The sequence below is a fragment of the Rhodococcus sp. 5G237 genome (assembly GCF_053764735.1).
This window is the reverse complement of the sequence record NZ_JBSNCD010000001.1, coordinates 457,143-482,657: the sequence shown is the minus strand read 5'-3', so window position 1 is coordinate 482,657 and position 25,515 is coordinate 457,143. Positions and strand designations below refer to the sequence as shown.

The window sequence follows — 25,515 nt, the reverse complement described above, 5'->3', positions numbered from 1 at the left end:
CCCCGGTGGGCAGTCACTTGTCGAAGTGGCTGCCCACCGGTCGTTCTCCGGAACCGTTCTCAGGCGGTGACGTCGACGACCACCCGGCCGCGCACCTTGCCCGCCAGGATCTCCTCGGCGAGTCGCGGGACGTCCGAGAGCGGTTCGACCCGCGACAGCGAATCCAGGGTGCTCGCAGGGAGATCGCGGGCGAGACGATCCCACGCCGACCGGCGCAGCGGAGTCGGCGCCATCACCGAGTCGACGCCCAGCAACGCGACGCCGCGCAGGATGTGCGGCATCACCGTGGCATCGGGCATCGACGGTGACTCCGTGAGACCGCACGCGGCGACCGCGCCGCCGTAGCGGATCTGCGACAGCACGTTCACGAGCGTCGAACCGCCCACCGCGTCCACCGCGGCATCCCAGCGTTCCTTGCCCAGGGGCCGGCCCTTGCCCTGCAGTTCGGCACGGTCGACGAACGACGACGCACCGAGTTCGCTCAGGAAGTCGTGGGTCTCGGGACGGCCGGTCGCGGCGACGACCGTGTGTCCCGCGGCAGCGGCGAGCGCGACGGCGATCGACCCGACGCCACCGGCCGCGCCGGTGACGAGCAGTTCCGCGTCGGATGCGATCCCGTACCGTTCGAGCGCGTCGAGGCACAGGGCGGACGTGTAGCCGGCGGTGCCGATGGCCATGGCGTCGCGGGTGGAGAAGGCATCGGGGATGCGCACGAGCCACTCGGGCTTCACGCGCTGGCGCCGGGTGTACCCGCCCGACTGGGTCTCGGACAGACCCCAGCCGTTGACGACGACGCGGTCGCCCGGCTTCCAGTCGGGGTTGCTGCTCTCGAGGACGGTGCCGGCGAGATCGGCTCCGGCGACCAGCGGGGTGCGTCGCGCCATCTTCTGCGGTCCCGCGATCACGAGACCGTCCTTGTAGTTCAGCGAGGAGTACTCGACCTCGACGAGGACGTCGTGTTCGGGAAGGTCGGTGTCGGTCAGTTCGCGGAACTGTGCCACCTGGCCGTCGTCGGTGTCGTCGACGACCAGGGCACGGAAGGAGGACGGCTGTGTCATGGATCCGATCCTGACAGGCCGTCCTCCTCGCTGCAGCCGAAAGCGGTCAGGCCGCGTGCGCGCGGAACCGTCGCAGTCGCAGGCTGTTGGAGACCACGAACACCGACGAGAAGGCCATCGCGGCACCGGCGAGCATCGGGTTCAGCAGGCCCGCGGCCGCCAGCGGCAGTGCCGCGACGTTGTATGCGAACGCCCAGAACAGGTTGCCCTTGATCGTCGTCAGCGTGCGGCGCGACAACCGGATGGCATCGACCGCGACCATCAGGTCGCCGCGGACCAACGTCAGGTCGCTCGCCTCGATCGCGACGTCGGTGCCGGTGCCCATCGCCAGACCCAGGTCGGCCCGGGCGAGCGCCGCGGCGTCGTTGACACCGTCGCCGACCATCGCGACCACCGCGCCCTCGCGCTGGAGTCGCTCGACCACGTCGACCTTGTCGGTGGGCAGCACGTCGGCGATCACGTCGGCCTCGTCGATGCCGACCTCGGCCGCCACGGTGTGCGCGACGGCGGCGTTGTCGCCGGTGAGCAGGATCGGACGCAGGCCGAGCTCCCGCAGTTCGGCGACGGCCTTCGCGGAGGTCGGCTTGACCGCGTCCGCCACGACGACGATGCCGCGGGCCTTTCCGTCCCAGCCGACGGCGATGGCCGTGCCACCGGACTTCTGGGCCTGCTCGAACGCCTGCTGCAGGGTCTCGGAGAGATGCTGCGACCAGTCGGCCAGCAGCTTCGGGCGTCCCACCAGCACGGCGCGGCTCGTGTCGCCGTCGACGAGCACTCCCTGGACACCGAGGCCCTCGACGTTCGTGAAGTCCTCCACCTGGGGCAGGCCGCCGAACCTGTCCGCAGCCGCGTCGCTGATGGCACGTGCGATCGGGTGTTCCGACGCCGACTCGAGTGCCCCGGCGTACCGCAGCACGTCGTCGGCGTTCTCCCCGTCGTCGGCGACGACTTCGCGCAGCGTCATCCGGCCGGTGGTGACCGTACCGGTCTTGTCGAGGACCACGGTGTCGACCGAACGGGTCGACTCGAGGACCTCGGGTCCCTTGATGAGGATGCCGAGCTGGGCGCCGCGACCGGTACCGACCATCAGCGCGGTCGGGGTGGCCAGGCCGAGGGCACACGGACAGGCGATGATCAGCACCGCGACCGCCGCGGTGAAGGCCGCCGCAGGTCCGTTGCCGGTGCCGAGCCAGAAACCGAGTGTGCCGGCAGCGATCAGCAGGACGATCGGCACGAAGATGCCGGAGATCCGGTCGGCCAGGCGCTGCACCTGGGCCTTACCGTTCTGGGCGTCCTCCACCAGCTTCGCCATCTGCGCGAGCTGGGTGTCGGAGCCGACGCGGGTCGCGCGCACCACGAGTCGTCCACCCACGTCGACCGTGCCGCCGACGACACTGTCGCCCACACCGACCTCGACGGGAACGGATTCACCGGTCAGCATCGACGCGTCGACCGCCGACGTGCCCCGTTCGATCACACCGTCGGTGGCGATCTTCTCACCCGGCCGTACGACGAACAGATCCCCGACTGCCAACTGCTCCACCGGAACCCGGGTCTCGGTGGTCCCGTCCGGTCCGAGGACCGCGACGTCCTTGGCACCGAGTTCGAGCAGGGCACGCAGGGCGGCGCCTGCGCGTCGCTTCGATCGTTGCTCGAAGTAGCGTCCGGCGAGGATGAACGTCGTGACACCGGCCGCGGCCTCGAGATAGATGTTGCCGCTGCCGTCGCCCCGCGCGATGGTGAACTCGAACGGGTGGACCATCCCCGGTTCACCCGCCGTTCCCCAGAACAGGGCGTAGACCGACCATCCCAGGGCAGCAAGGGTTCCCAGCGACACAAGGGTGTCCATGGTGGACGTGCCGTGGCGCAGGTTGATCCACGCCGCCCGGTGGAACGGCCACGCACCCCACACCACGACCGGCGCGGCGAGGGTGAGCGAGAGCCACTGCCAGTTGGTGAACTGCAGGGCCGGGATCATCGCCATCGCGATCACCGGCACCGTCAGGATCGCCGAGACGACGAGCCTGTGACGAAGCGCCGCAACCGAATCGGTTTCGGGCACGTCATCGGACCGGTCGGCCGTCTGCGCGGGCGGCGGCGGCAGTGCGGCGCCATAGCCGGCCTGTTCGACGACCGTGACGAGATCCTCGGGTGTCACGTCGTCGGGGTAGGTGACCTTCGCCTTCTCGGTGGCGTAGTTGACGGTCGCGGTGACGCCGTCGAGCTTGTTGAGCTTGCGCTCGATGCGATTGGCGCAGGATGCGCAGGTCATGCCGGTGATGGCGAGTTCGATCGATTCGGCGGCGACCGGCTGACTCTGCGTGGTCATGTGCATCTCCTCGGGAAAAGGGCCGTCAGCGGCCGGAACGGCTGTGGTCACCGTGCGCGCCGGACCCCGACTGCACCTCGCCGGTGCCTCCGGCGGTGAGGGTGAACGCCGCGGTGCGAACCACTCCGTCGTGCTGGAAGTCGAGATAGAGGTGATAGGTGCCGGCACTCGGGACGGAGGTGTGGAAGACGACCTCGGGACCGGGTCGTGTGGTGCCGTCGCCGGGTGTCCCGTCCGGGTGGACGTGGAGATAGGCGAGGTCGCCGCCGCGCAGTGCCACCAGGTGTCCGTAGGCACCGAGATAGGGCTGCAGGTCGGTGACCGGCTGTCCGTCCTTGCTCACGGTGAGGGTGAGCATCGCGTCGGTACCCGACGACAGGTCGCCGTCGAGGGTGACCTCGTAGCCGTCGACGGTAGCGGTGCGGTTGTCGGCTTCCAGTGGGGCAGGGACGAATTCGCCTTCCACCGTGAGGTCGGTGCCCAGCGTGAGCGCCTCTCCCCCGGTGGGCGTGAAGTCGGTGAAGACCCGCCACGTGCCGGGCGTGAGGTCGACGTCGACGGACCAGATACCGGTGTTCTCGTCGAGTACGGGATGGACGTGCTGGAAATCGGTGAAGTCGCGGCGCACGACGATCAGGTGCAGCTCTTTGTCGTGGGTGACGTCGAAGTCGGTCACCGGCACGCCGTCGGGACCGTTGATCGCGAATGTCAGGTTCCTGCCCTCACCCGACTCGAGATTCCTCTCGGCGAGCGCGAGGGTATAACCGTTCTGAGACATCATCAGACCTCCCGGGATGTCTTCCACAGCAGGTGTTTCCGCGGCGCTGCCGGTGGCGGTGTCCTCACCGTGACCGGCGTCGTGGGCGCTCGCGGTCGGATCCCCGGTCTGCTCCTCCACCGGGCCGACGGTGGCGCCGACGAGCAGCGCGATACCGAAGACCGCGGCTACGGCGGCGACGAAGCCGGTGAGCTTGGCCGGGGTGTTCATGCGAGGTTGTAACCGGCCTCCTCGACGGCGGCCGCGACGGCGGCATCGTCGAGGGACTCGGCGCTCGTGACGGTGACGGCACCGGTGTCCAGATCGACCTCGACGTTCTCGACGCCCGGGATCTCCTGGACCTCTTCGGTGACCGACGCGACGCAGTGCCGGCAGGTCATGCCGGTGACGGTGTAGGTGCTGGTGTGGCTCATGGGAACTCCTCGGATACGGGTCGTGAACGGGTCGGGACGATCAGGAGCGGACGAGTCGCGCAATGGCGTCGCTGGCTTCCTTCAACTTGAGGTCGGCCTCGTCGCCGCCGGCGCGCACGGCACCGGCCACGCAGTGCGCCATGTGCTCGTCGAGCAGACCGAGCGCGACGGCCTCGAGAGCCTTCTTCATCGCCGCGATCTGCGTGAGGATGTCGATGCAGTACTTCTCTTCCTCGACCATCCGCTGCAGGCCGCGAGCCTGCCCCTCGATGCGACGCAGTCGCTTGAGGTAGTCGGCCTTGGTGTTGTTGGCGATGTAGCTGTGCTGATGCGCGTCGTCGTGTGCGACGGCATCGGTGTGCACGGTCTCGCTCGGGGTATTCGGCATCGGAGTCGTCCTTGTCGGTGCGCTCGGCGGTCGTCCTGACGGATACCATACCCCCCTAGGGTATCTACGACAAGGAGCGACCACCGAGAGACATCACCCCTGGTCGACGGCCGGGGCGATCACCAGACTCGCGAGGCGACCGGCCGCATCGAGGCGGAAGCGGTAATCCAGGTCGACGACACCCCCGGGGAAGTTCCCTTCGATTCGGCACCGCACCGACACCCGATCCGAGGCGGCGTCGCCGTCGGCGGAGATCGGGGTTGTGGTGTACGAGAACTCACCCGCGACCCGGTCGAGCCACTCCCTGATCTCGGCCCTGCCACGATGGTCGGTCCCGTCGTCCGTCACGTGCGCATCCTCCGCAAAGAGCGGAGTCGCCGCGGTGCGATCCTCGCCTGAAGCAAGAGCCAGGTAGGCGCGCACGGCATCCGGACACCGGTCGACCACGGAATTCGTCATTGCAGTTCCTCTCGATAGTCCTCGAAGTCACTTCTATTTTAGAAGTAACAGTGACTGCTAGAATAGCAGCGACGTCGAGGAGGTGGCATGGCCGGCAGAATTCGTCTCGAGGACCGCGAGTGTCCGCTGTCGACGACATTGGGCCTGGTCGGTGAGTGGTGGACGGTGCTGATACTCCACGACTGCTTCGACGGTTATTCGCGTTTCGACGAGTTCCAGGACAACACCGGGATCTCGTCGAGCATGCTCACGAGCAGACTGAAAGCGCTTGTCGAGGCGGGAATCCTGGAGCGGAAGCCGTACCAGGAACGACCCGTTCGTTACGAATACGTACTCACCGCGCTCGGCCGATCGCTACGGCCCGTGCTGATCGCGCTGGCGGCCTGGCGGAATGCGCAACTGGCCGCGCAGGAGCGGTCCATGATCCTGGTCGACTCACACACCGGCCGCGAAGTCGAGCCGGTGGTCGTCGATGCCGCCACCGGCGAGCGCGTCGACGATCCGCGATACATCTATACCGCCGGCCCGGCGGCGGGACCCGAGATGCGCGAACGCTATGCCCGCAGAACCGGCGCCGCGTCCGGACGCGCAGACGCAGACGATGGTCACGAGCCCACGGTGTCGTAACGACATTCCGTGCGGATGAGTCGTCGTTTCGGGGCGGGAGCGACATCCACGGCGCCCGGGTCGCACGCCGCACCACGAGCTCCCTGCGAAGCTCAGGGCACGTGCATCATCTTCCCTGCGAGGGTGAACAGACGGCGGGAGAGCCGGATGACGGGGATGCCCAGCGGAATCAGCAGGATCGTCACGCACAACACCGCGCCCAGGAGCATCACCACCGCGGCGACGATCCCCAGGACGGTGCCGAGCAGGGCGGTGAGAAGTCCGAGCACGACATCCAGTAGGCCACTCAGAGCACGCATGACGACCTCCTACCCCCATCCCCCATTATGCGCCGGTCGCCGGTGTTCACTTCCTCCAGAACAGGTGATGGACCACCCCGCTCGCGCTGGGCACGACCTCGAGGTGGAAACGGTCCCGTAGCTCGTCCGGGGAGTCCCAGAGCTTCAGACCGGTGCCGTACCGCACCGGCGCCACCACGACGTGCATGGTGTCGACCAGATCGGCGTCGAGGAACTCGCGGATGGTGGAGACGCCACCTCCGAGTCGGACGTCCTTGCCCTCCGCGGCGGCGCGAGCCTGTTCGAGCACCGCGGCCGGTTCACCGTTCACGAAATGGAAGGTGGTGTCGGAGAGTGCGAAGGACGGACGTTCGTGGTGGGTCAGAACGAACACGGGGGTATGGAACGGCGGTTCGTCACCCCACCAGCCCTGCCATTCGTGGTCCTGCCACGGACCCCGCTGAGGACCGAACTTGTTGCGTCCCATGATCTCCGCACCGATATTGCAGGAGAAGTCCCGGATGAAGTAGTCGTCGAGCCCGCGGCTCCCGCCGGGTTCGGTGCGCAGGTGCCAACTCGCCGTGGCACCGGCCCACTCGAACATCGGACCCGGATCCAGGCCGAAGGGACTCTCGAAGCTCTGGTCCTCCCTCGCACCGATGCCGTCGCTCGACACCGAAAAGTTCTGTACGCGCAGCAACTGACCCACTCTCTTCTCCTCACATCCGATCGACCGGTACGAAGAGGAAGACCTCGCGAGCCGTGCGAACTCATCGCACCGTGCTCGGCTCACGGAGAGCCTCGGGACAGCCGTCCGGCCTGCTGACACCGCGCGTGCCTGCTGGTATTTTCGTGTCCAGTGATCAGCACCGTGTATCCGTGAGACAGATGTTCCGCGCCGTCCGCGAACCGCGTCTGCAGGCGGCGGTGATTCCGTGTGCCCCGAGAGGGAACCCGGGCCAGGGTTCCCCGATCCCGTCGTGCAGTCCTTCATGCATCGGAATCGACTCTCGGAGTTCACATGCTCACCCCATCACGTCACTCGTCCCCATCACCGATCGTTCACCGATCCGACCTTCGGGGCGATTGCAGCCGTTGCTTCGCACTGTGTTGCACGGCTTTCGGATTCACGAGGTCTTCGGACTTCGCCGAGGACAAGCTCGCCGGGTCACCGTGCCGACATCTCGACGCGCGCTTCTCGTGCACCATCCATGAGACGCTGCCGTCCCGCGGCTTCCGCGGCTGCACGGTCTTCGACTGTTTCGGTGCCGGCCAGGCCGTCTCCCAGCGGTTGTTCGCCGGTGTGAGCCGGCAGGATCGATCCGAGACCTGCGACCGGATGTTCTCGGCATTCGCCGTCGTGAAAGAGCTGCACGAGATGATGTGGCATCTGCTCGAGGCCCAGGAACGCACCTACGATCCGGAAACCGCGGACACCGCGCGGGAACTCGTCGCATCCCTTGTATCCCTGACCCGCCGGAGCGTGGGCGAACTCGAATCCCTCGACATTGCCGAGATACGCGCCCGCGTTCGACCGGTCCTCATGGAGGTCAGCGCGGAGGTACGGGCTTCGTACTTCGCCGACGACGAGCGGATACATCCGGACCTGGTCCCGGGCGCCGATCTCGCCGGAACCGATCTACGTGCCCACCGATTGTGCGGCGCCGACCTGCGGGGCGCGGTACTGATCGGCGCCGACCTCAGGGGATGCGACCTCGCCGGCGTCGATCTGCTCGGCGCGGACCTGCGCGGTGCGTGGGTGGAGGACGCCGATCTGTCCCTCGCCCTGTATCTCACCGGGCCACAACTCGCCGCCGCGCACGGCAATCGACGGACCCGAGTACCCACGAGCGTGCCCGTACCACAGATCCGTGTCGACCTCACCGCGGATCGGCACCCGAGCGACTGACCGGCCGGAGGGCCGACAGCCCGGAAGACCACGACGAAAAGGACGAGGTCACGATCTCCGAAGAGTTCGTGACCTCGTCCGTCACAGTTCGTGGAACTGCACACTGTGGGCGAAGGGGGACTTGAACCCCCACGTCCCGAAGGACACTGGCACCTGAAGCCAGCGCGTCTGCCATTCCGCCACTCGCCCGAGCAACGCCGAAAACAGTAACACACACCGGAGTCAAACAACTATTCGCCTGGTCAGCGGGCTGCCAGCGCCGCCGGTTCGAGTGCCGAGCACATCCGTCGGAGACGTGCCGAATACCGCAGGGTCGAATCCGGGGAAAAGTGGATACCATGCAGTGACGAGATCTGCATTGCGACACGCTGAGTACGGAAAGGGGGTCGCCATGGGTATTGCCCAGCGCTTCGAGCGCAAACTCCAGGCCGCGATCGGCGACGCTTTCGCCCGCGTGTTCGGGGGCGGCGTCGTGCCCCAGGAAGTCGAGGCGGCGCTGCAGCAGGAGGCAACGGACGGCGTCCAACAGCTCGATCGGGGCCACATGCTCGCCCCCAATCACTACGTCATCACGATCAGCGAAACCGATCACGACGCCCTCGCAGCGGATCGGGACTTGACTGTGAAGGCATTCTCCCGTCACCTTGAGGACTTCATCCGAGAACAGGGATGGCAGACATACGGTGAGATCCAAGTCGTCTTCGAGTCGTCGTCGGCACTGCACACCGGGCAGTTCCGGACTCGCGGCTCGGTAGATCCCGATGCGGGGCGCTCAGCGACGCGTGCTCCGTCACCGCGGAACCCACAGAACCGCCCACCCGTGACCTCTGAACCAGGAGCTGGCCCAATGACGCAGAACCCCGGCTACGACCCCAGCCGTGACCCCGCCGAGGCGGAACCGCAGTACGCACGCAACGGTCACGCGCACGTCGGCCAGGAGCAGCGCTACAACCAGGGCTACGGCAACGCCGGCTACGACCAGGCTCAGGGCGGCTACGACCAGCAGGGTGGTTACGACCAGCAGGCGTACGGCCAGGCCTACAGCGAGCAGGACTACCAACAGGGCGGCTACGACCAGAGCGGTTACGACCAGCAGGCCTACGGTGCCCAGGGCGCCCAGCCGCAGGCGTACAGCCAGGACTACGGCCACGACTATCCGCAGCAGGGTGGCTACGACCAGCAGGCGTACGGCCAGCAGGGTTACGCGCAGCCCGGTTACGACCAGGGTTACCAGGACCAGGGTTACCAGCAGGGCGGCTACGATCAGCAGGCCTACGGTCAGCAGAGCTACGCACAGCCGGGTTACGACCAGCAGTACGGCGCGCAGCAGGGCGGCTACGACCAGGGTTACGCCGCCGCGGCTCCCGGTTACGATCAGGGCTACCAGCAGGGCGGCTACCAGTCTCCGACTGCCGGTCGGGTGCTGACCGCGACGCTCCAGCTCGAGGACGGCAGCGGTCGCTACTACCAGCTCCGAGAGGGCAGCAACATCATCGGCCGCGGCCAGGACGCACAGTTCCGCCTGCCCGACACCGGCGTCTCGCGTCGCCACATCGACATCCGCTGGGACGGCCAGGTCGCGATGCTCTCCGATCTCGGGTCGACGAACGGCACGACGGTCAACGGCGCCTCGGTGCAGGACTGGCAGCTCGCCGATGGTGACGTGATTCGCGCCGGGCATTCCGAAATCCTCGTGCGCATCCTCTGATCAGCCGGTATCGAAGGACCGACCGGACCCGTTCATACCGTCCGACGCGTGTGACAGCGCGTCGGACGCTGCATGGAGTCGTCCGGTGTCCGTATTGTGAGTGACCGCACGACCAGGAACACGACCGGTCGACTACCCCGAAGGAGGATGCACCGTGCAGGGGCTGATTCTGCAGCTGACCCGAGCGGGATTCCTCCTCCTGCTGTGGTTGTTCGTATGGGCGGTGTTGCGCACGCTCCGGTCCGACATCTACGCCGGTGCCGCGCGACCGCTCCCGCGTTACTCCCCCAAGCAGTCGGTGCTGCCGACGCTGAGCCGTAACAAGACCGCCAAGTATCTGGTGGTCACGCAGGGCGCGCTGGCCGGCACGAGGATCACGCTCGGCACCCAACCGGTTCTCATCGGCCGTGCCGACGACTCCACACTCGTGCTGACCGACGACTACGCGTCCACGCGCCACGCACGCCTGTCGCCGCGAGGTTCCGACTGGTACGTCGAAGACCTCGGGTCGACGAACGGCACGTATCTCGACCGCGCGAAGGTCACCACCGCTGTCCGTGTCCCGCTCGGAACCCCGGTCCGTGTGGGCAAGACCGTGATCGAGCTCCGCCCGTGACCCTCGTACTCCGATATGCCGCCCGCAGCGACCGCGGCCTCGTGCGCTCCAACAACGAGGACTCCGTCTACGCCGGTGCCCGCCTGCTCGCCCTCGCCGACGGCATGGGCGGCCACGCAGCCGGTGAGGTCGCCTCGCAACTGATGATTGCGGCGCTTGCCCACCTCGACGACGACGAGCCGGGCGGCGACCTCCTCGGCAAGCTCGCCGCGGCCGTCCGCGAAGGCAACGCCTCGATCGCCGACCAGGTGGAGGAAGAGCCCGAACTCGACGGTATGGGCACCACGCTCACGGCCATCCTGTTCGCCGGCAGCAAGCTCGGCCTCGCGCACATCGGCGACTCCCGCGCCTATCTCCTGCGCGACGGTCAGCTCACCCAGATCACCCGCGACGACACCTTCGTGCAGTCGCTCGTGGACGAGGGCCGTATCACCCCGGAGCAGGCTCACACGCACCCGCAGCGGTCGCTGATCATGCGCGCGCTGACGGGCAGCGAGGTCGAACCGACCCTGACCGTGCGCGAGGCCCGCGCCGGCGACCGTTACCTCGTGTGCTCCGACGGCCTGTCCGACGTCGTCAGCGACGAGACGATCGCCGACACCATGCGGCAGGGCACGCACGACGAGTGCGCCGACCGGCTCATCGAGCTGGCGCTGCGCAGTGGCGGCCCCGACAACGTCACCGTCGTCGTCGCCGACGTGATCGATCTCGACTACGGCCAGTCGCATCCGATCGTCGCCGGTGCGGCATCGGCGGACGACGACGAGGACACTCCCCCACCGAACACCGCAGCCGGTCGTGCCGCCGCGATGCGACCCCCGCGCGCCACTCCGAAGCGGGTCATCAACAAGGCCCCGGAGCCCGAGCCGAAGAAGAAGCGCAGCCGTCTGTGGTGGCCCGTCGCCGCCATCGTGGTGATCGCGGTGCTGGTCGGCGGTCTGTTCGTCGGCCGTCAGCTGATCCGCAACAACTACTACGTCGGCGCCGACGACGGTCGCGTGACGGTGCTGCGCGGCATCCCCGGCGACGTCTTCGGCTACTCGCTGCAGGAGGCCGCGCGCGTCGGGTGCATCACCGACGAGGGCGACCTCACGCTCGTCGACCCCGCCAGCGCGTCGTGCCGGGTGATGCTCGTCGACGATCTGTGGCCCGCCGCCCGCGAACAGGTTCGTGCCGGTCTTCCGTCGGGGTCGCTCGACGACACCCGCGAGCAGATGCAGCGGCTCGCCGAACTGGACCTGCTGCCGGTGTGCACCCCGGAGGAACCCGAGCCCACTCCCGCACCGGCCCCCGGGCCGGGTGAGCCGCAGCCGGCTCCCGGACCGAACGGCACCCAGCCCACCGAGACACCCGCGGTGCAGCCGCCGGCGCCCGGTGAGCCGCAGCCGGGCGAACCGGCACCGGCCTCCCAGCCCGGCGAACCGCTCCCCGGCGAACCCCGAGCCGGTGAACCCCAGCCCGGTGAACCACAGCCCGGCGAGCCGACTCCCGGCGAACCCGCTCCGAACATGGAGCCGGCTCCCGAGCCCGCGCCCCAGATCCCCGGTCAGAACTGCAGGGTGGGCGCCTGATGTCGGTGTCCCATGGTGTGGGGGCCTTCCCGAGCCCTCCGGGAGGTTTCGCCCCGGCTCCCGTCCAGTCGACCCGGCGCAACACCGAACTGGCCCTGATCATCGCGGCCATCGGTGTCACGACCGTGTCGCTCATGCTCGTCGAGGTCTCGATGGAGCAGGCGCTGACCCTCGACCTGCTCAAGTACGGGGTGACCTTCGCGGCGCTGTTCCTCGCCGCGCACCTCGCGGTCCGGCGCTTCGCGAAGTACGCCGATCCCCTGCTGTTGCCGATCGTCGCGCTGCTCAACGGTCTCGGACTCGTGCTCATCCACCGGCTCGACCTGTCCGACCAGGAGAACGCCCGCTACATGGGCCTTCCGCCGCCGTCGCCCGACGCGACGCAGCAGGTGCTGTGGACGGCGCTCGGCATCGCGCTGTTCATCGTCGTGCTCGTGTTCCTGCACGACTACCGCCTGCTCGCGCGGTTCAGCTACACGCTCGGTCTCATCGGCCTCATCGCGCTCGCGATCCCGGCCCTGCTGCCGAGCAGGTTCTCCGAGGTCAACGGCGCCAAGATCTGGATCCGGCTGCCCGGTTTCAGCATCCAGCCCGGTGAGTTCGCGAAGATCCTGCTGATCATCTTCTTCGCATCGGTCCTCGTGGCGAAACGCGATCTGTTCACCACCGCGGGCAAGCACTTCCTGGGGATGGACTTCCCCCGCGCCCGCGATCTCGGCCCGATCCTGGCGGCCTGGATCATCTCGATCGGCGTGATGGTCTTCGAGAAGGACCTCGGCACGTCGCTGCTGCTGTTCACCACCGTGCTGGTGATGCTCTACATCGCGACCGAACGTGTCGGCTGGCTGATCATCGGATTCTCGCTGCTCGCCGTCGGCTTCTACGCGGCGTACCAGATGTTCGGTCACGTGCGGGTGCGCGTGGAGACCTGGCTCGATCCGCTCGCCGACTACAACAACACCGGCTACCAGATCTCCCAGTCGCTGTTCGGTCTCGCGACCGGCGGGGTCGCCGGCACCGGCCTGGGCAGCGGACGCCCGGGACAGGTGCCGTTCGCGAAGACCGACTTCATCGTCGCCGCGATCGGTGAGGAACTCGGCCTGATCGGCCTGGCCGCCATCCTGCTGTTGTTCCTGATCCTCGTCGTCCGCGGCATGCGCACGGCGCTGGCGGTGCGCGACAGCTTCGGCAAGCTGCTCGCCGCCGGCCTGTCGTTCACCCTCGCCGTCCAGCTGTTCGTGGTGGTCGGCGGTGTCACGAAGTTGATCCCCCTGACCGGCCTGACCACACCGTTCGTGTCCTACGGTGGTTCGTCGCTGCTCGCAAACTATCTGCTCCTGGCTCTGTTGATGAAGATCTCGCACGCTGCCCGCCAACCCGCGATCCCCCGTAAGAAGGCGCCCACGCCGATCGCCGAGGCCAAGACGGAAATGATGGGGCGCGAATGAACGGTCCGCTCCGCAAGGTCGCGATGGCCGTGATGTTCATGGTCGTCGCGCTGCTCGCAAACGCCACCTACGTGCAGGTCATCAAGGCCGACGATCTCCGCACCGATCCGCGCAACTCGCGTGTGCTGATCGACGAATACTCCCGTCAGCGCGGACAGATCGTCGCGGCCGGTCAGGCTCTCGCGGTGTCGGTGCCCACCGACAGCCGCTACAAGTACCTGCGCGAATACCCGGCGCCGCCGACCCAGCCGATGAGCCCGCTGGCCTACGCGCCGGTGACCGGTTTCTACTCGATGCAGTACGGCAGCACCGGACTCGAGCGGTCCGAGGATTCGCTGCTCAACGGTTCCGACAACCTGCTGTTCGGACGTCGCCTGTTCGACCTGGTGTCGGGCCGCAACCCGCGCGGCGGAAACGTCGTGTCCACGATCGATCCGGTCGTTCAGCAGGTGGCCTACGACGAGCTGACCTCGAAGGGTTACACGGGCTCGGTGGTCGCGATCGAACCGAGCACCGGCAGGATCCTCGGGATGGTGAGCACTCCGAGCTACGACCCCAACCGGTTGTCGGGACACGACGGTGCCGCGACCTCGCAGGCCTGGGACGAGCTCAACGCCGATCCCGAGAAGCCGATGCTCAACCGTGCGATCTCCCAGACCTACCCTCCGGGCTCGACCTTCAAGGTCGTCGTGACGGCGGCGGCGCTCGAGAACGGCGTCACCCCCGACACGCAGTTCACCGCGGCACCGCAGATCACCCTGCCCGACACCGCGACGACCCTCGAGAACTACGGCGGAGCGGCGTGCGGCGACGCACCGACGGTGACGCTGCGGGAGGCCTTCGCGCGGTCGTGCAACACGGCCTTCGTCGAGATGGGCATCGACGACGGACGCGAGGCGCTGGTCTCGCAGGCCGAGAAGCTCGGCATCGGCGAGACCCTCGACGTGCCGCTGCCCGTCGCGGCGAGCACCGTCGGCCCCATCCCGGACGGCGCGGCACTCGGCCAGTCGAGCATCGGCCAGCGTGATGTGGCCCTCACTCCGTTGCAGAACGCGTCGATCGCCGCGACCATCGCAAACGGCGGGGTGCGCATGAAGCCGTATCTCGTCGACCGTCGGCAGGGACCCGACCTGACGGTGCTCGAGGAGACCAAGCCCGAATCGCTGGGCCAGGCGATCTCGCCGGAGGTCTCGGCGACCCTCACCGACCTGATGATCGGTGCCGAGAACAATGCCGGCGGTGGCGGTGCCATCCAGGGCGTGCAGATCGCGTCGAAGACGGGCACCGCGGAACACGGCAACGATCCGCGGAACACCCCGCCGCACACCTGGTACATCGCATTCGCACCTGCACAACAACCCCGCATCGCCGTCGCGGTGATCGTGGAGGACGGCGGCGACCGAGCTCTCGCCGCGACCGGCGGCTCGGTGGCCGCCCCGATCGGACGGGCCGTCATCTCGGCCGGATTACAGGGAGGCTGACATGGCTCTGAGCAGCGGCGCCATGATCGCCGACCGTTACCGTCTCCAGCGACTCATCGCGACCGGCGGAATGGGTCAGGTGTGGGAAGGACTCGACACCCGGCTCGACCGGCGGGTCGCGGTGAAGGTCCTCAAGGCCGAGTTGTCCGGCGACGAGGACTTCCTCGCCCGGTTCCGCTTCGAGGCCCGCACCACCGCCCAGCTCAACCATCCCGGCATCGCCGGGGTGTTCGACTACGGCGAGACCACCGACGCCGAAGGCCAGTCCATCGCCTATCTCGTGATGGAACTCGTCCACGGCGAACCGCTCAACGCCGTCCTGTCGCGGCTCGGACGCCTGTCGCTGCCGCACGCGCTCGACATGCTCGAGCAGACCGGACGCGCCCTGCAGGCCGCCCACAACGCCGGCGTGGTGCACCGCGACGTCAAGCCGGGCAACATCCTCATCACCCCGACGGGCCAGGTGAAGATCACCGACTTCGGTATCGCGAAGGCGGTCGACGCCTCCCCGGTCACCCGCACCGGCATGGTGATGGGCACCGCGCAGTACATCGCTCCCGAGCAGGCACTGGGCCAGGAGGCGACGTCCGCGAGCGATGTGTACTCGCTGGCCGTCGTCGGCTACGAGGTGCTGTCGGGCCGACGTCCGTTCCTCGGCGACAGCGTCGTGACGGTCGCGATGAAGCACGTCCAGGAGACCCCGGCGCCGCTGCCGACGGATCTTCCGCCCGAGGTGCGCGAACTCATCGAGATCGCGATGTCGAAGGACCCCGCCTACCGCTATTCGAACGGCGGCGAGTTCGCCAACGCCGTCGCTGCGGTGCGGTCCGGACGGCCCGTGCCCCCGCCCGGCAACGTGCCGCCGGTGACCAGCGCCAACCGGGTTCTTCCGCCCGGCGTGCCCGGGACGACGGCCCACACGTCCTCGACCCGTGCCCTGCACCCGACGCAGTACGACCAGACGGCCTATTCGTCGGTTCCCCGCTCGGCCCAGCCGCCGACCGCCGGCCGTCCGCCGGTGGCAGGTCCACCGACTGCGGGAGTGCCCGCCGACGACGACGGACGACGGTCGCCGAGTCCCACAGCGCTGGCCTGGGCCGCAGGTGCGGCAGTCGTGCTCGCCCTGGTCACTCTGGGAATCGTGCTGTTGGGCGGCGACGACGAGGAGATCCCGCGCGCTCCGTCGCCGACGACGCAGCTCACCACGACCCGCGCGACCACCACGACGACCCGTCCGCCGCTGACCACCACGACGACGTTCGTGCCGCTGCCGCCGCCCGTCGAGACGGAGACCTTCACACCCCCTCCGACCACGACGACGACCCAGCCGCCGGTGACCACAGTGGAGCCGACGACCGAGCCGACCACGACGCAACCGCCCACCACCACGACGGTCCCGACCACGACGACGGCGACGACCACCACCACAGCGGAGGACACGGGTGGCGGCGACGGCGGCACGGGCGGCGCGGAGGGTGACGGCGACGACGAGACCGACCCCGAGGCCGCCGGTGGAGGGGACGACAATTCATCCGAAACCAGCAACGGTACGAACAATCAAGGAACGTCATGACCACACCCCGCAAGCTCTCCTCCCGCTACGAGCTGGGTGAGATCCTCGGCTTCGGCGGTATGTCCGAGGTGCACCTCGCGCGGGATCTGCGGCTCGGCCGGGATGTGGCCATCAAGGTGTTGCGTGCCGATCTCGCACGCGACCCCACGTTCTACCTGCGCTTCCGGCGCGAGGCGCAGAACGCCGCTGCGCTGAATCATCCGGCGATCGTCGCCGTCTACGACACCGGTGAGGCCGAGACCGAGGCCGGGCCGCTCCCGTACATCGTCATGGAGTACGTCGAGGGCGACACGCTGCGCGACATCGTGCGCGCCGACGGGCCGATGACCCCCAAGCGGGCGATGGAGATCATCGCCGATGTGTGCGCGGCCCTGGACTTCAGCCACCGCAACATGATCGTGCACCGCGACGTGAAGCCGGCCAACGTCATGATCAACAAGGCCGGCGCGGTGAAGGTCATGGACTTCGGCATCGCCCGGGCCATCTCCGACGCCGCGAGCCCGATGACGCAGACCGCCGCGGTGATCGGCACCGCGCAGTACCTCTCCCCGGAGCAGGCGCGCGGTGAACAGGTCGACGCCCGGTCCGACGTGTACTCGGTGGGTTGCGTCCTGTTCGAGATCCTCACCGGCGAGCCCCCCTTCAAGGGCGACTCGCCCGTCGCGGTGGCCTACCAGCACGTGCGGGAGGATCCGCCGCTGCCGTCGTCGGTGAATTCGTCCGTGCCGCCCGAGCTCGACTCGGTGATCCTCAAGGCGATGGCGAAGAACCCCGCGAACCGCTACCAGTCGGCCGCGGAGATGCGCAGCGACCTGATCCGCGTGCTGAGCGGGCAGCGTCCGAGTGCGCCGATGGTGATGACCGACGAGGACCGCACGACGCTGATCGACTCCGTCGACAACAACACGGGCCGGCACAGCCGTGTCGCGGCCGCCGGCGCTGCCGGGGCACCCGCCGAGGATTCCGGCGGCGGCTCGGTTCTCAAGAAGGTGCTGCTCGGCATCGCCGCGGTCGCCGTGGTCGGTATCGTCGGCGTCTTCCTGTGGTCGCTCGGCCCCGGTTCGACGGCCGCCCAGGTCGCGGTGCCCGACGTCCGCAACATCTCCGCCGAGCTCGCCGAGAGCCAGCTGCAGAACGCCGGCTTCCGGGTCTCGATCCAGCAGAAGAGCGATCCGGTCGTCGCGAACGGCAACGTCATCAACACCCGTCCCGTGCCCGGGAGCCAGGCCGAGGAGGGTTCGACGGTCACCCTCGAGGTGTCGACAGGACCGGAACAGGTGCAGATCCCGCGGCTCGACGGCATGACCCAGGAACGCGCAGCCCAGGAGCTGTCCGCCGTCGGTCTCCGGCTCGACCCGAACGTCGGACGCGCTCCGTCGGATGCCGACGACGAGGACCTCGTCGTCGACCAGAACCCGGGTGCGGGAGCCAGCGTCGACCGCGACAGCCCCATCACCATCACGCTGGGATCCGGCCCCGAACTGGTGCGCGTCCCCAACGTCGTGGGCCAGACCGTCGAGGTGGCCAGCGACAACATCGAGGGCGCCGGTTTCGAGGTCGTCGTCGAGAACATCGACTCCAGCGAGACCGAGGGCACCGTCGTGTCGACGAGCCCGGCCGGTGGCGCCTCCACCGAACAGGGGTCGACGGTGACGGTGCGGGTGTCCAACGGCGACCGTATCGAGATGCCCGTCATCACCAACCGGTCGGTCTCGGACGCACTCGCTGCCCTGCGCGGCGCCGGCTGGACGGGCAACGCCTCCCAGCTCCAGCAGACGCGTGAGGCGACACTCGATGTCGATCTCGTCGGCACCGTGATCACGCAGGCCCAGCCGCCGGGTTCGGAGATCTCGAAGAACCAGCCCATCACCGTGGGCGTCGGTGTGCTCGGCATCCGCTGAGCGAGCTGATCAACGACGAAAGGCGCCGGTCCTCGAAGGACCGGCGCCTTTCTCGTCGGAAATGGGGTGTGTCAGGCCGCTCCGCCGTCGAGCGCGCGTGCCATCTGCGCCTCGAGGCGCGCGACGAGCGTCTCGTCCGGAGCCTCGCCGCAGGCCGCGAGCCAGTTCGCGAGCATCCGGTGACCTCCCTGGGTGAGCACCGACTCGGGATGGAACTGCACACCGTGGATCGGCAGCTCGGCGTGACGCAGGGCCATGACGATGCCGGTCTCCGTGTGGCCGGTGGGCTCGAGCTCGGCGGGCATGGTCTCGGGCAGCACGGTCAGCGAGTGGTAGCGGGTCGCGGTGAACGGATCGGGCAGGCCCGCGAGCACACCGGCACCGTTGTGGCGGACCAGGCTGGTCTTGCCGTGCAGCAGCTCGGGGGCGCGGTCGACGGTCGCGCCGAACGCGACACCGATGGACTGATGACCGAGGCACACACCGAGCAGCGGAGTGCTGCTGTCGGCACATGCCTTCACCAGGTCGATGCTCGCCCCGGCGCGTTCGGGTGTACCCGGGCCGGGGCTGAGGAGGATGCCGTCGTACTCCTTCGCGACCCGTGCGAGAGCACCCGGTGCGGTGAGCCGCTCGTCGTCGTTGCGCCACACGTCGGCCGTCGTTCCGAGCTGCCCCAGATACTGGACCAGGTTGAAGACGAAGCTGTCGTAGTTGTCGACGACGAGAATGCGCATGAGACGAGGGTACTCAGTGCTCGCTACAGGGCGACCCGCCCGGTGCTCGCTACAGGGCGACCCGCCCGGTGCTCGCTACAGGGCGACCCGCCCGGTGCTCGCTACAGGGCGACCCGCCCGGTGCTCACTACAGGGCGACCCGCCCGGTGTCCGAATCGGGCACGTCTCAGCGCGCGGACGAACTACCGGTGTAGGCGGGGACCGACAGATCCTCCGACGCCTGCTGCGTGTATCCGAGTTGATAGCGGGCCGCGTACTGCTTGTAGATGCGGATACCGGGCTCGGCGTCGAGCGCGGCCTGCAGCCGCGCCGGGTCGCCGAGCGCGGTGACGACGTAGGGCGGCGAGTAGGTGCGCCCGTGCAGCAGCAGCGTGTTGCCGATGCAGCGTGGCGCCGACGTCGCGACGATCCGCTGGTCCTGCATGGCCACGGCCTCGGCACCGCCGGCCCACACCGCGTTGAGCACGCTCTGCACATCCTGCTGGTGCACGACGAGATCGTCGGGTGAGGCACCGGACGGATAGCGCCCGTTGGCGTCGCGGGGTGCGTCGGTGAGAGTGACGGTCACGCCCGGACCGCGGCGGGCCACGAGTCCGGCCGGGTCCTCGATCGCGGACAGGTCGTCGAGCACTGCGGCGACGTCCTCGTCGTTCACCGCGGCACGGTCCTGGAGTTCGTCGATGCGCGCGGTGAGATCGTCTCGGGTGGCGGCGAGTTCGTCGGCCTTCTCCTGCGCGGCACGGACCAGATCGGACAGTCGCGGGGAGTCGCCGGCGCGCAGTTCGTCGCCCTCGGACACTCCGCGGGTGGTGCCCACGAGCAGACCGGCCACGAGGCAGACGACGAGGGTCGCGACACCCCACACGGGCGCGCGCAGTCGTCGTTCCGACACGTCGTACCTCCGATCCTGGCCTTACGTTAGCGTGATCTCAACAGGTAGTTGACCGACCACTCCATCCGTGTACGACGGGTGGAGTCGTGAGAACGAGGACACCATGCCCAAGTCGAAGGTTCGCAAGAAGGACGTCTCCGCGACCCGGACGGTGAGCCGCACACCGGTGAAGGTCAAGGGCACGCCGTCGAGCACGTTGTACGTGACGGTGATGCTCGCCCTGATGGTCATCGGGCTGCTGTGGCTGATCGTCTACTACCTCGCGGCCGAGCAGATCACGTGGATGAACGATCTCGGTGCCTGGAACTTCCTGATCGGTTTCGGGTTCATGGTGGTCGGTCTGATCATGACGATGAACTGGCGCTGACCTCCCCGCCCATTCGGGTTACACCGATGTTATTCATCCCCACCTGGGGATAACACTGTGCACAACCCGGTGAGAGGTCTCCGGGGAACGGATCGGAAGAGGACGCAGATGCCCGACGAGACACCGCTGCGGTGGGCGACGCCGCCCGCCGCAATAGCTGCGTTGTCGGCCGCCGGTATCGCCTTGGCCGTGACGGCCGCGGTTGCGGTTCCCGACGCGGCCGGTCGCGTGCTGGTGGGTTTCGCGGCGGTGCTCGTCCTCGTGATGGTCGCGCTCGCGCTGCGGCAGCGTCCTCGCCTCGAAGTGCTCCCCGGAGGAACGGGGATCGCGACGATGCGGTTGACGGGTCGTCGCGAGTTCCCGCGCGCGGCCCTGCACCGCGTGCGGATCGTCGAGTACCCGCGCTTCGGGCGGCGCGTGCCGATGCTCGAGATCGACACGATCGACTCCGCGACCGGCACGGAGAACCTGATGATCTTCGGCCGGTGGGATCTGGGCACCGACCCGCGGAACGTGCACGCCGCGTTGGCGGTGCGCGATCTCGCGCCCGATCAGACGCCCAGTTGATCGCGTAGCCGCACCACGGCGAGCACGATCGCGACCAGCGTCACCACGACGACCGCGACCAGCGCGATCCACCCGGTGCGCACGATGCGGTCCCGGTCGGTGCCGGCACCGAGATACTGCGGGGCGTAGAGCAGGGCCGCGGTCGCGGCGGCACCGGCGACGAGACCGCCCAGGTGACCCCACAGGGAGATGCCCGGGATGGTGATGCTGATGATCACATTGAGGCCGACGATGGTCAGCACGGGTGCCGGGCTGCGACGCAGGCGCAGCAGGATGACGGCCTGCGCGCCGAGCAGACCGAAGACCGCTCCCGACGCTCCGGCGGTGACCGCACCGGTCTCCATGAACATCACCGCGGCGGATCCACCGAGGATCGACACGAGGTAGACCGAGAGGTACCGGGCGCGTCCGAGCACGAGTTCGGTGTCGCGGCCGATCACCCACAGCGCGAACATGTTGACGGCCAGGTGGAGCAGGCCGAAGTGCAGGAAGCCGCTGCCGAGGATCCGGATGTACTCGCCGTGCGCGGCGATGATGGGCGGCCACAGCGCCCAGTCGAGGAACAGTGCCGAGCCCTGCTCGTTGGTCATCACGCTGCCCGACTGCGCGGCGGTGATGCCGAAGACGAGCACGTTCAGCGCGATGAGCACGTACGTCACGATCGGCGAGGGCCGATCGGAGCGGACGGGTGCGCCGGCGATGGTGCGGGCCTGCGGTGTCGACCGTTCGGCCGCGGCGACGCAGTCGACGCAGTGCTGACCGACCGAGGCGGGACGCAGACACTCGGGGCACGCGGGCCGGCCGCAGCGGGAGCAGGCAAGAAGGGTCGGACGGTCGGGATGGCGAACGCACCGCGGCTGGGGCTGCGGGCCACCACCCTCGGCCGCGGAGCCCCAGCCGGGGTTCGTCATGGGAACTCTCTCAGGAGATGGTGATGCTGTTGATCACGACGTCGTCGACCGGACGATCGGCGCGGTCGGTGGCGGTGGTCGCGATCGCGTCGACGACCTTCTTCGACTCGGCGTCGACGACCTCACCGAAGATGGTGTGGCGACGGTTGAGGTGCGGGGTCGGGCCGACGGTGATGAAGAACTGCGAGCCGTTGGTGCCCGGGCCGGCGTTCGCCATCGCGAGCAGGTAGCCGCGGTCGAACTGCAGCTCGGGGTGGAACTCGTCGCCGAACTGGTAGCCCGGGCCGCCGCGGCCGGTGCCGGTGGGGTCGCCACCCTGGATCATGAAGCCGTCGATGACGCGGTGGAAGACCGCGCCGTCGTAGAACGGACCGCTGGTCTCGCCCTTGGCGTTCTGGGTCTTGTACTCCTTGGTGCCCTGAGCCAGACCGACGAAGTTCTCGACCGTCTTCGGCGCGTGGTTGCCGAAAAGCGCAATCGCGATGTCGCCGCGGTTCGTGTGGAGCGTGGCCGTTGCTGTCTGATGCGGTGAAGTCACCCCACCATGGTGCCATTGCCCGCTTCCCGGGCAGGGCAGGCGGCGCGGGACACGCTCTCCGGTCACGACCGCAGGTCCGGGACGGTATGGAAGAGTGGACGCATGAGCAAGCTGATTCATGCCGAGACCGACGACGTGTGGCTTCCGGCATTCGTGCGACGCCACGACGAATCCGGCAATCTCGCGGGTGCTCTCCGCGTGGCCGGCGAGGGCGCGGTAGCGCTCGCGCAGGGCTCGAGTGCGGCCGGACTCTTCGCAGCACGCAAGGGTCTGGACGTCGCGGGCGAACTGCTCTCGGTGGCCCGGCGGGCCGCGGCCGAGCGGTGTGCCGCGAAGTCGTCCTCGCGACCGGAGCGCACGGGCAGGCGGGTCGGTCTCGTCGTCGCCGGCGCGGTTGCCGTCGTGGCCGCCGGCGGGGTCGTGTTCTACCGGCGACGCCGTCCGGCTCACCCTCCGATCGCTCCGGAACCGCCGCGCGTGCGGCCGGCGGAATCCGCCGCGACGACGACCGGAGAGGCCGCGTCGACGCCGGTCTCCCCCGAGTCCACCGACACCTCGGAGGCCTGATCGCCGGTCGCGGTGCCGAATTCTCGTTCCGCGGATCGGATCTCGTGGTCGACGATGAGGCACGCCGCGAAGTAGAGCACGCCGAGGAAGGTGAGCAGGACGGGGACGAAGGCCAGGAATTCCATGGCCACCTCCGTTCCGATCCGCGGTGCGGATCGGCGAGTGACGGGCGGGGCGCGTCGCCGGTGACGATTCGAGCGTAGGCGTGTCCGGGAGTACCGGCACGCCCCCGACGACCTCCGCAGTAGTGATCTCGTTCACATCCCGACCGCTTCATGATCGACATGTCCGAAGCTGTGATAAGCGACACATCCGGGTGCATACTCACCAGTAGGCACGCGACCCGGAGGCAGTCATGGCAGACAGCGCCGATGATCGAACCCCACAGGTCACCGAGCGGCAGGCTCGCCAAGTAACCGAGCGGCAGGCTCGCGAAGTAGCGGAGCAGGCCCGCGAATCCGAGTGGAACAAGCCGTCCTTCGCGAAGGAACTGTTCCTCGGACGGCTCACCCTCGACCTCGTCCACCCCTTCCCGCGACCGACACCCGACGAGGACTCCCGCACCGAGGAGTTCCTCGCACGCCTGCGCGCCGCGTGCGGCTCGATGGACGGCGGCCGCATCGAACGCGACGCGCGGATACCCGACGAATACGTCCGTGAGCTGGCCGGACTCGGCTGCTTCGGCATGAAGATCCCGCAGGAGTACGGCGGTCTCGGGCTGTCGCAGGTCGCCTACAACCGGGCACTGACGGTCGTCGCCTGCGTGCACCCCAGCATCGGGGCGCTGTTGTCGGCCCATCAGTCGATCGGTGTGCCGGAACCGCTGAAGCTCGCCGGCACCCCCGAGCAGAAGCAGCGCTTCCTGCCGCGATGCGCGCGCGGCGCCATCTCGGCCTTCCTGCTCACCGAACCCGACGTCGGGTCCGACCCCGCGCGACTCGCGTCCACCGCCACTCCCGTCGAGGACGGCAGCGCCTACGAACTCGAGGGCGTCAAGCTGTGGACGACCAACGGGGTGGTCGCCGAACTGCTCGTCGTCATGGCCCGCATACCGAAGAGCGAGGACCATCGCGGCGGGATCTCCGCCTTCGTCGTGGAAGCGGACTCGCCCGGCATCACCGTCGAACGCCGCAACTCCTTCATGGGTCTGCGCGGCATCGAGAACGGCGTGACCCGGCTGCACAAGGTGCGGGTTCCGAAGGAGAACCTGATCGGGCGTGAGGGCGACGGGCTGAAGATCGCGTTGACGACGCTCAACGCCGGTCGCCTCGCCATCCCCGCGATGTGTTCGGGTGCCGGCAAGTGGGCGCTGAAGATCGCCCGCGAATGGTCGTCGGAGCGGGTGCAGTGGGGCAAGCCGGTCGGTGAGCACGAGGCCGTCGCCGCGAAGATCTCGTTCATCGCCGCGACCACCTACGCACTCGAGTCCGTCGTGGAACTGTCGGGTCAGATGAACGACGAGCAGCGCAACGACATCCGCATCGAGGCGGCACTGGCGAAGTTGTGGGCGAGCGAGATGGGATGCCTCATCGCCGACGAACTGGTGCAGATCCGCGGCGGGCGCGGCTACGAGACCGCCGAGTCGCTCGCCGCGCGCGGCGAACGGGCCGTTCCCGCAGAGCAACTCGTTCGCGACCTGCGGATCAATCGCATCTTCGAGGGGTCGAGTGAGATCATGCGTCTCCTCGTCGCCCGCGAGGCGGTCGACGCCCACCTGCGCGCGGCCGGCGAACTCGCCGACCCCGATTCGACGGGCAAGGAGAAGGCGCAGGCCGCGGTACGGGCGAGCGGGTTCTACGCCCGATGGCTCCCGAAGCTCGTCGCCGGCAAGGGACAGCTACCGCGGACCTACAACGAATTCGGTTCCCTGGCACCGCATCTGAGGTACATCGAACGCAGCTCGCGCAAGCTCGCCCGCTCGACCTTCTACGGGATGGCCCGCTGGCAGGCCGGACTCGAGAAGCGGGAGAACTTCCTCGGCCGGATCGTCGACATCGGAGGCGAACTGTTCGCCGCGACCGCCGTGTGCGTGCGCGCCGAACGGCAACGCGTGGACGGGCATCCGGGAGCCGACGCGGCCTTCGAGCTGGCCGACGCCTTCTGCAAGCAGTCGCGGCTTCGCGTGGAGAAGTTGTTCGACGCCCTGTGGACGAACACCGACGCCGAGGACCGTCGCACCGCGTCCGGTGTTCTCGAGGGCAGATACGAGTGGCTCGAGCGCGGCGTGCTCGATCCGAGCGAGGGCACCGGTCCGTGGATCTCCCGCTGGGAACCGGGCCCGTCGACCGAGACGAACGTCGCGCGCCGGATCATCGACACCCGCCACTCGGTGTAGACCCTGCACACGGATCCGGCCCGCACCCCCGGAAGGGGGGTGCGGGCCGGATCGATTGCGGATTCGA

At 68.4% G+C, this 25,515-nt stretch carries 25 protein-coding genes and 1 tRNA gene; 13 read left to right on the top strand and 13 right to left on the bottom strand.

Annotation, left to right across the window (positions count from 1 at the left end):
• Positions 1-59 precede the first annotated feature (59 nt).
• The 6 genes from ACWPOC_RS02280 to ACWPOC_RS02255 form a co-directional block, all read right to left on the bottom strand.
• On the bottom strand, positions 60-1,058 hold the full coding sequence (locus ACWPOC_RS02280) for an MDR family oxidoreductase (RefSeq protein WP_120280976.1): 999 nt from the start codon (positions 1,056-1,058) through the stop codon (positions 60-62).
• A 46-nt stretch (positions 1,059-1,104) separates the two neighbouring features.
• Entirely contained in the window at positions 1,105-3,387 is a 2,283-nt protein-coding gene (locus tag ACWPOC_RS02275; RefSeq protein WP_268654944.1) for a heavy metal translocating P-type ATPase, read from the bottom strand.
• Positions 3,388-3,412: 25 nt separating this feature from the next.
• The gene (locus tag ACWPOC_RS02270) at positions 3,413-4,375 is read right to left on the bottom strand and encodes a hypothetical protein (protein WP_455407934.1); all 963 of its coding nucleotides are present in this window, start codon (positions 4,373-4,375) and stop codon (positions 3,413-3,415) included.
• Positions 4,372-4,578 (bottom strand): heavy-metal-associated domain-containing protein, encoded by a 207-nt coding sequence (locus ACWPOC_RS02265; RefSeq protein WP_120280973.1) that lies wholly within the window; start codon positions 4,576-4,578, stop codon positions 4,372-4,374. Before ACWPOC_RS02265 ends, ACWPOC_RS02270 begins: the two co-directional genes overlap by 4 nt.
• A 40-nt stretch (positions 4,579-4,618) precedes the next feature.
• Positions 4,619-4,966: a metal-sensitive transcriptional regulator gene (locus tag ACWPOC_RS02260; RefSeq protein ID WP_024102573.1), complete on the bottom strand. Its 348-nt coding sequence runs from the start codon at positions 4,964-4,966 to the stop codon at positions 4,619-4,621.
• Between the two features lie 93 nt (positions 4,967-5,059).
• The gene (locus ACWPOC_RS02255) at positions 5,060-5,425 is read right to left on the bottom strand and encodes a nuclear transport factor 2 family protein (protein ID WP_120280972.1); all 366 of its coding nucleotides are present in this window, start codon (positions 5,423-5,425) and stop codon (positions 5,060-5,062) included.
• 87 nt (positions 5,426-5,512) lie between these two features.
• Here ACWPOC_RS02255 and ACWPOC_RS02250 point away from each other — a divergent pair, with 87 nt between their 5' ends.
• The gene (locus ACWPOC_RS02250) at positions 5,513-6,052 is read left to right on the top strand and encodes a winged helix-turn-helix transcriptional regulator (RefSeq protein ID WP_120280971.1); all 540 of its coding nucleotides are present in this window, start codon (positions 5,513-5,515) and stop codon (positions 6,050-6,052) included.
• Positions 6,053-6,144: 92 nt separating this feature from the next.
• On the opposite strand, the gene ACWPOC_RS02245 is transcribed toward ACWPOC_RS02250, so the two are convergent.
• Both ACWPOC_RS02245 and ACWPOC_RS02240 read right to left on the bottom strand, forming a co-directional pair.
• Positions 6,145-6,351 (bottom strand): hypothetical protein, encoded by a 207-nt coding sequence (locus tag ACWPOC_RS02245; protein ID WP_006553307.1) that lies wholly within the window; start codon positions 6,349-6,351, stop codon positions 6,145-6,147.
• 46 nt (positions 6,352-6,397) lie between these two features.
• On the bottom strand, positions 6,398-7,039 hold the full coding sequence (locus ACWPOC_RS02240) for a dihydrofolate reductase family protein (protein ID WP_120280970.1): 642 nt from the start codon (positions 7,037-7,039) through the stop codon (positions 6,398-6,400).
• Between the two features lie 594 nt (positions 7,040-7,633).
• Here ACWPOC_RS02240 and ACWPOC_RS02235 point away from each other — a divergent pair.
• Positions 7,634-8,239, top strand: coding sequence for a pentapeptide repeat-containing protein (locus tag ACWPOC_RS02235; RefSeq protein WP_455407933.1), 606 nt, complete (start codon positions 7,634-7,636; stop codon positions 8,237-8,239).
• Positions 8,240-8,345: 106 nt separating this feature from the next.
• On the opposite strand, the gene ACWPOC_RS02230 is transcribed toward ACWPOC_RS02235, so the two are convergent.
• Positions 8,346-8,428: transfer RNA gene (locus ACWPOC_RS02230), tRNA-Leu, on the bottom strand.
• A 202-nt stretch (positions 8,429-8,630) separates the two neighbouring features.
• Here ACWPOC_RS02230 and ACWPOC_RS02225 point away from each other — a divergent pair.
• From ACWPOC_RS02225 to pknB, 7 genes are all read left to right on the top strand, one after another.
• Positions 8,631-9,947: an FhaA domain-containing protein gene (locus tag ACWPOC_RS02225; protein WP_120280969.1), complete on the top strand. Its 1,317-nt coding sequence runs from the start codon at positions 8,631-8,633 to the stop codon at positions 9,945-9,947.
• 154 nt (positions 9,948-10,101) lie between these two features.
• The gene (locus ACWPOC_RS02220; RefSeq protein WP_006550946.1) at positions 10,102-10,563 is read left to right on the top strand and encodes an FHA domain-containing protein FhaB/FipA; all 462 of its coding nucleotides are present in this window, start codon (positions 10,102-10,104) and stop codon (positions 10,561-10,563) included.
• Positions 10,560-12,134 (top strand): protein phosphatase 2C domain-containing protein, encoded by a 1,575-nt coding sequence (locus ACWPOC_RS02215; protein ID WP_120280968.1) that lies wholly within the window; start codon positions 10,560-10,562, stop codon positions 12,132-12,134. Before ACWPOC_RS02220 ends, ACWPOC_RS02215 begins: the two co-directional genes overlap by 4 nt.
• Positions 12,134-13,582, top strand: coding sequence for an FtsW/RodA/SpoVE family cell cycle protein (locus ACWPOC_RS02210; protein ID WP_059381992.1), 1,449 nt, complete (start codon positions 12,134-12,136; stop codon positions 13,580-13,582). Before ACWPOC_RS02215 ends, ACWPOC_RS02210 begins: the two co-directional genes overlap by 1 nt.
• Positions 13,579-15,063 (top strand): peptidoglycan D,D-transpeptidase FtsI family protein, encoded by a 1,485-nt coding sequence (locus ACWPOC_RS02205; protein ID WP_106200896.1) that lies wholly within the window; start codon positions 13,579-13,581, stop codon positions 15,061-15,063. The genes ACWPOC_RS02210 and ACWPOC_RS02205 overlap by 4 nt, the downstream gene beginning before the upstream one ends.
• Position 15,064: 1 nt before the next feature.
• Entirely contained in the window at positions 15,065-16,636 is a 1,572-nt protein-coding gene (locus ACWPOC_RS02200) for a serine/threonine-protein kinase (RefSeq protein ID WP_455407932.1), read from the top strand.
• Positions 16,633-18,537: a Stk1 family PASTA domain-containing Ser/Thr kinase gene (gene pknB, locus ACWPOC_RS02195; protein WP_120280966.1), complete on the top strand. Its 1,905-nt coding sequence runs from the start codon at positions 16,633-16,635 to the stop codon at positions 18,535-18,537. Before ACWPOC_RS02200 ends, pknB begins: the two co-directional genes overlap by 4 nt.
• 71 nt (positions 18,538-18,608) lie before the next feature.
• Here pknB and ACWPOC_RS02190 read toward each other — a convergent pair whose 3' ends face one another.
• Positions 18,609-19,271, bottom strand: a complete 663-nt coding sequence (locus ACWPOC_RS02190) for an aminodeoxychorismate/anthranilate synthase component II (protein WP_006550940.1) — start codon at positions 19,269-19,271, stop codon at positions 18,609-18,611.
• Positions 19,272-19,437: 166 nt separating this feature from the next.
• A complete protein-coding gene (locus ACWPOC_RS02185; RefSeq protein ID WP_159417098.1) occupies positions 19,438-20,163 on the bottom strand; it encodes a DUF881 domain-containing protein in 726 nt (241 codons plus the stop codon).
• Positions 20,164-20,266: 103 nt separating this feature from the next.
• Between ACWPOC_RS02185 and crgA the strand changes: the two genes are divergently transcribed.
• Positions 20,267-20,530, top strand: a complete 264-nt coding sequence (gene crgA, locus ACWPOC_RS02180) for a cell division protein CrgA (RefSeq protein ID WP_006550938.1) — start codon at positions 20,267-20,269, stop codon at positions 20,528-20,530.
• Positions 20,531-20,638: 108 nt separating this feature from the next.
• Positions 20,639-21,097, top strand: coding sequence for a PH domain-containing protein (locus tag ACWPOC_RS02175; protein WP_059381973.1), 459 nt, complete (start codon positions 20,639-20,641; stop codon positions 21,095-21,097).
• Here ACWPOC_RS02175 and ACWPOC_RS02170 read toward each other — a convergent pair.
• Positions 21,082-22,008, bottom strand: coding sequence for a rhomboid family intramembrane serine protease (locus tag ACWPOC_RS02170; protein WP_059381972.1), 927 nt, complete (start codon positions 22,006-22,008; stop codon positions 21,082-21,084). The genes ACWPOC_RS02175 and ACWPOC_RS02170 overlap by 16 nt on opposite strands.
• Before the next feature lie 10 nt (positions 22,009-22,018).
• Entirely contained in the window at positions 22,019-22,546 is a 528-nt protein-coding gene (locus ACWPOC_RS02165; protein WP_016691095.1) for a peptidylprolyl isomerase, read from the bottom strand.
• A 102-nt stretch (positions 22,547-22,648) separates the two neighbouring features.
• Here ACWPOC_RS02165 and ACWPOC_RS02160 point away from each other — a divergent pair, with 102 nt between their 5' ends.
• Positions 22,649-23,113, top strand: a complete 465-nt coding sequence (locus tag ACWPOC_RS02160; protein WP_081314571.1) for a hypothetical protein — start codon at positions 22,649-22,651, stop codon at positions 23,111-23,113.
• A gap of 355 nt (positions 23,114-23,468) precedes the next feature.
• Positions 23,469-25,448 (top strand): acyl-CoA dehydrogenase family protein, encoded by a 1,980-nt coding sequence (locus ACWPOC_RS02155; RefSeq protein WP_455407931.1) that lies wholly within the window; start codon positions 23,469-23,471, stop codon positions 25,446-25,448.
• Positions 25,449-25,515: the final 67 nt, after the last annotated feature.

Bases quoted from the DNA above. Each gene is read 5' to 3' on its own strand.
- ACWPOC_RS02250 (WP_120280971.1), top strand. From the start codon at position 5,513: ATGGCCGGCAGAATTCGTCTCGAGGACCGCGAGTGTCCGCTGTCGACG.
- ACWPOC_RS02205 (WP_106200896.1), top strand. From the start codon at position 13,579: ATGAACGGTCCGCTCCGCAAGGTCGCGATGGCCGTGATGTTCATGGTC.
- ACWPOC_RS02175 (WP_059381973.1), top strand. From the start codon at position 20,639: ATGCCCGACGAGACACCGCTGCGGTGGGCGACGCCGCCCGCCGCAATA.
- ACWPOC_RS02265 (WP_120280973.1), bottom strand. From the start codon at position 4,578: ATGAGCCACACCAGCACCTACACCGTCACCGGCATGACCTGCCGGCAC.
- ACWPOC_RS02255 (WP_120280972.1), bottom strand. From the start codon at position 5,425: ATGACGAATTCCGTGGTCGACCGGTGTCCGGATGCCGTGCGCGCCTAC.
- ACWPOC_RS02260 (WP_024102573.1), bottom strand. From the start codon at position 4,966: ATGCCGAATACCCCGAGCGAGACCGTGCACACCGATGCCGTCGCACAC.
- ACWPOC_RS02200 (WP_455407932.1), top strand. From the start codon at position 15,065: ATGGCTCTGAGCAGCGGCGCCATGATCGCCGACCGTTACCGTCTCCAG.
- crgA (WP_006550938.1), top strand. From the start codon at position 20,267: ATGCCCAAGTCGAAGGTTCGCAAGAAGGACGTCTCCGCGACCCGGACG.
- ACWPOC_RS02160 (WP_081314571.1), top strand. From the start codon at position 22,649: ATGAGCAAGCTGATTCATGCCGAGACCGACGACGTGTGGCTTCCGGCA.
- ACWPOC_RS02275 (WP_268654944.1), bottom strand. From the start codon at position 3,387: ATGACCACGCAGAGTCAGCCGGTCGCCGCCGAATCGATCGAACTCGCC.
- ACWPOC_RS02190 (WP_006550940.1), bottom strand. From the start codon at position 19,271: ATGCGCATTCTCGTCGTCGACAACTACGACAGCTTCGTCTTCAACCTG.
- ACWPOC_RS02225 (WP_120280969.1), top strand. From the start codon at position 8,631: ATGGGTATTGCCCAGCGCTTCGAGCGCAAACTCCAGGCCGCGATCGGC.
- ACWPOC_RS02155 (WP_455407931.1), top strand. From the start codon at position 23,469: ATGGCAGACAGCGCCGATGATCGAACCCCACAGGTCACCGAGCGGCAG.
- ACWPOC_RS02170 (WP_059381972.1), bottom strand. From the start codon at position 22,008: ATGACGAACCCCGGCTGGGGCTCCGCGGCCGAGGGTGGTGGCCCGCAG.
- pknB (WP_120280966.1), top strand. From the start codon at position 16,633: ATGACCACACCCCGCAAGCTCTCCTCCCGCTACGAGCTGGGTGAGATC.
- ACWPOC_RS02245 (WP_006553307.1), bottom strand. From the start codon at position 6,351: ATGCGTGCTCTGAGTGGCCTACTGGATGTCGTGCTCGGACTTCTCACC.
- ACWPOC_RS02270 (WP_455407934.1), bottom strand. From the start codon at position 4,375: ATGAACACCCCGGCCAAGCTCACCGGCTTCGTCGCCGCCGTAGCCGCG.
- ACWPOC_RS02210 (WP_059381992.1), top strand. From the start codon at position 12,134: ATGTCGGTGTCCCATGGTGTGGGGGCCTTCCCGAGCCCTCCGGGAGGT.
- ACWPOC_RS02280 (WP_120280976.1), bottom strand. From the start codon at position 1,058: ATGACACAGCCGTCCTCCTTCCGTGCCCTGGTCGTCGACGACACCGAC.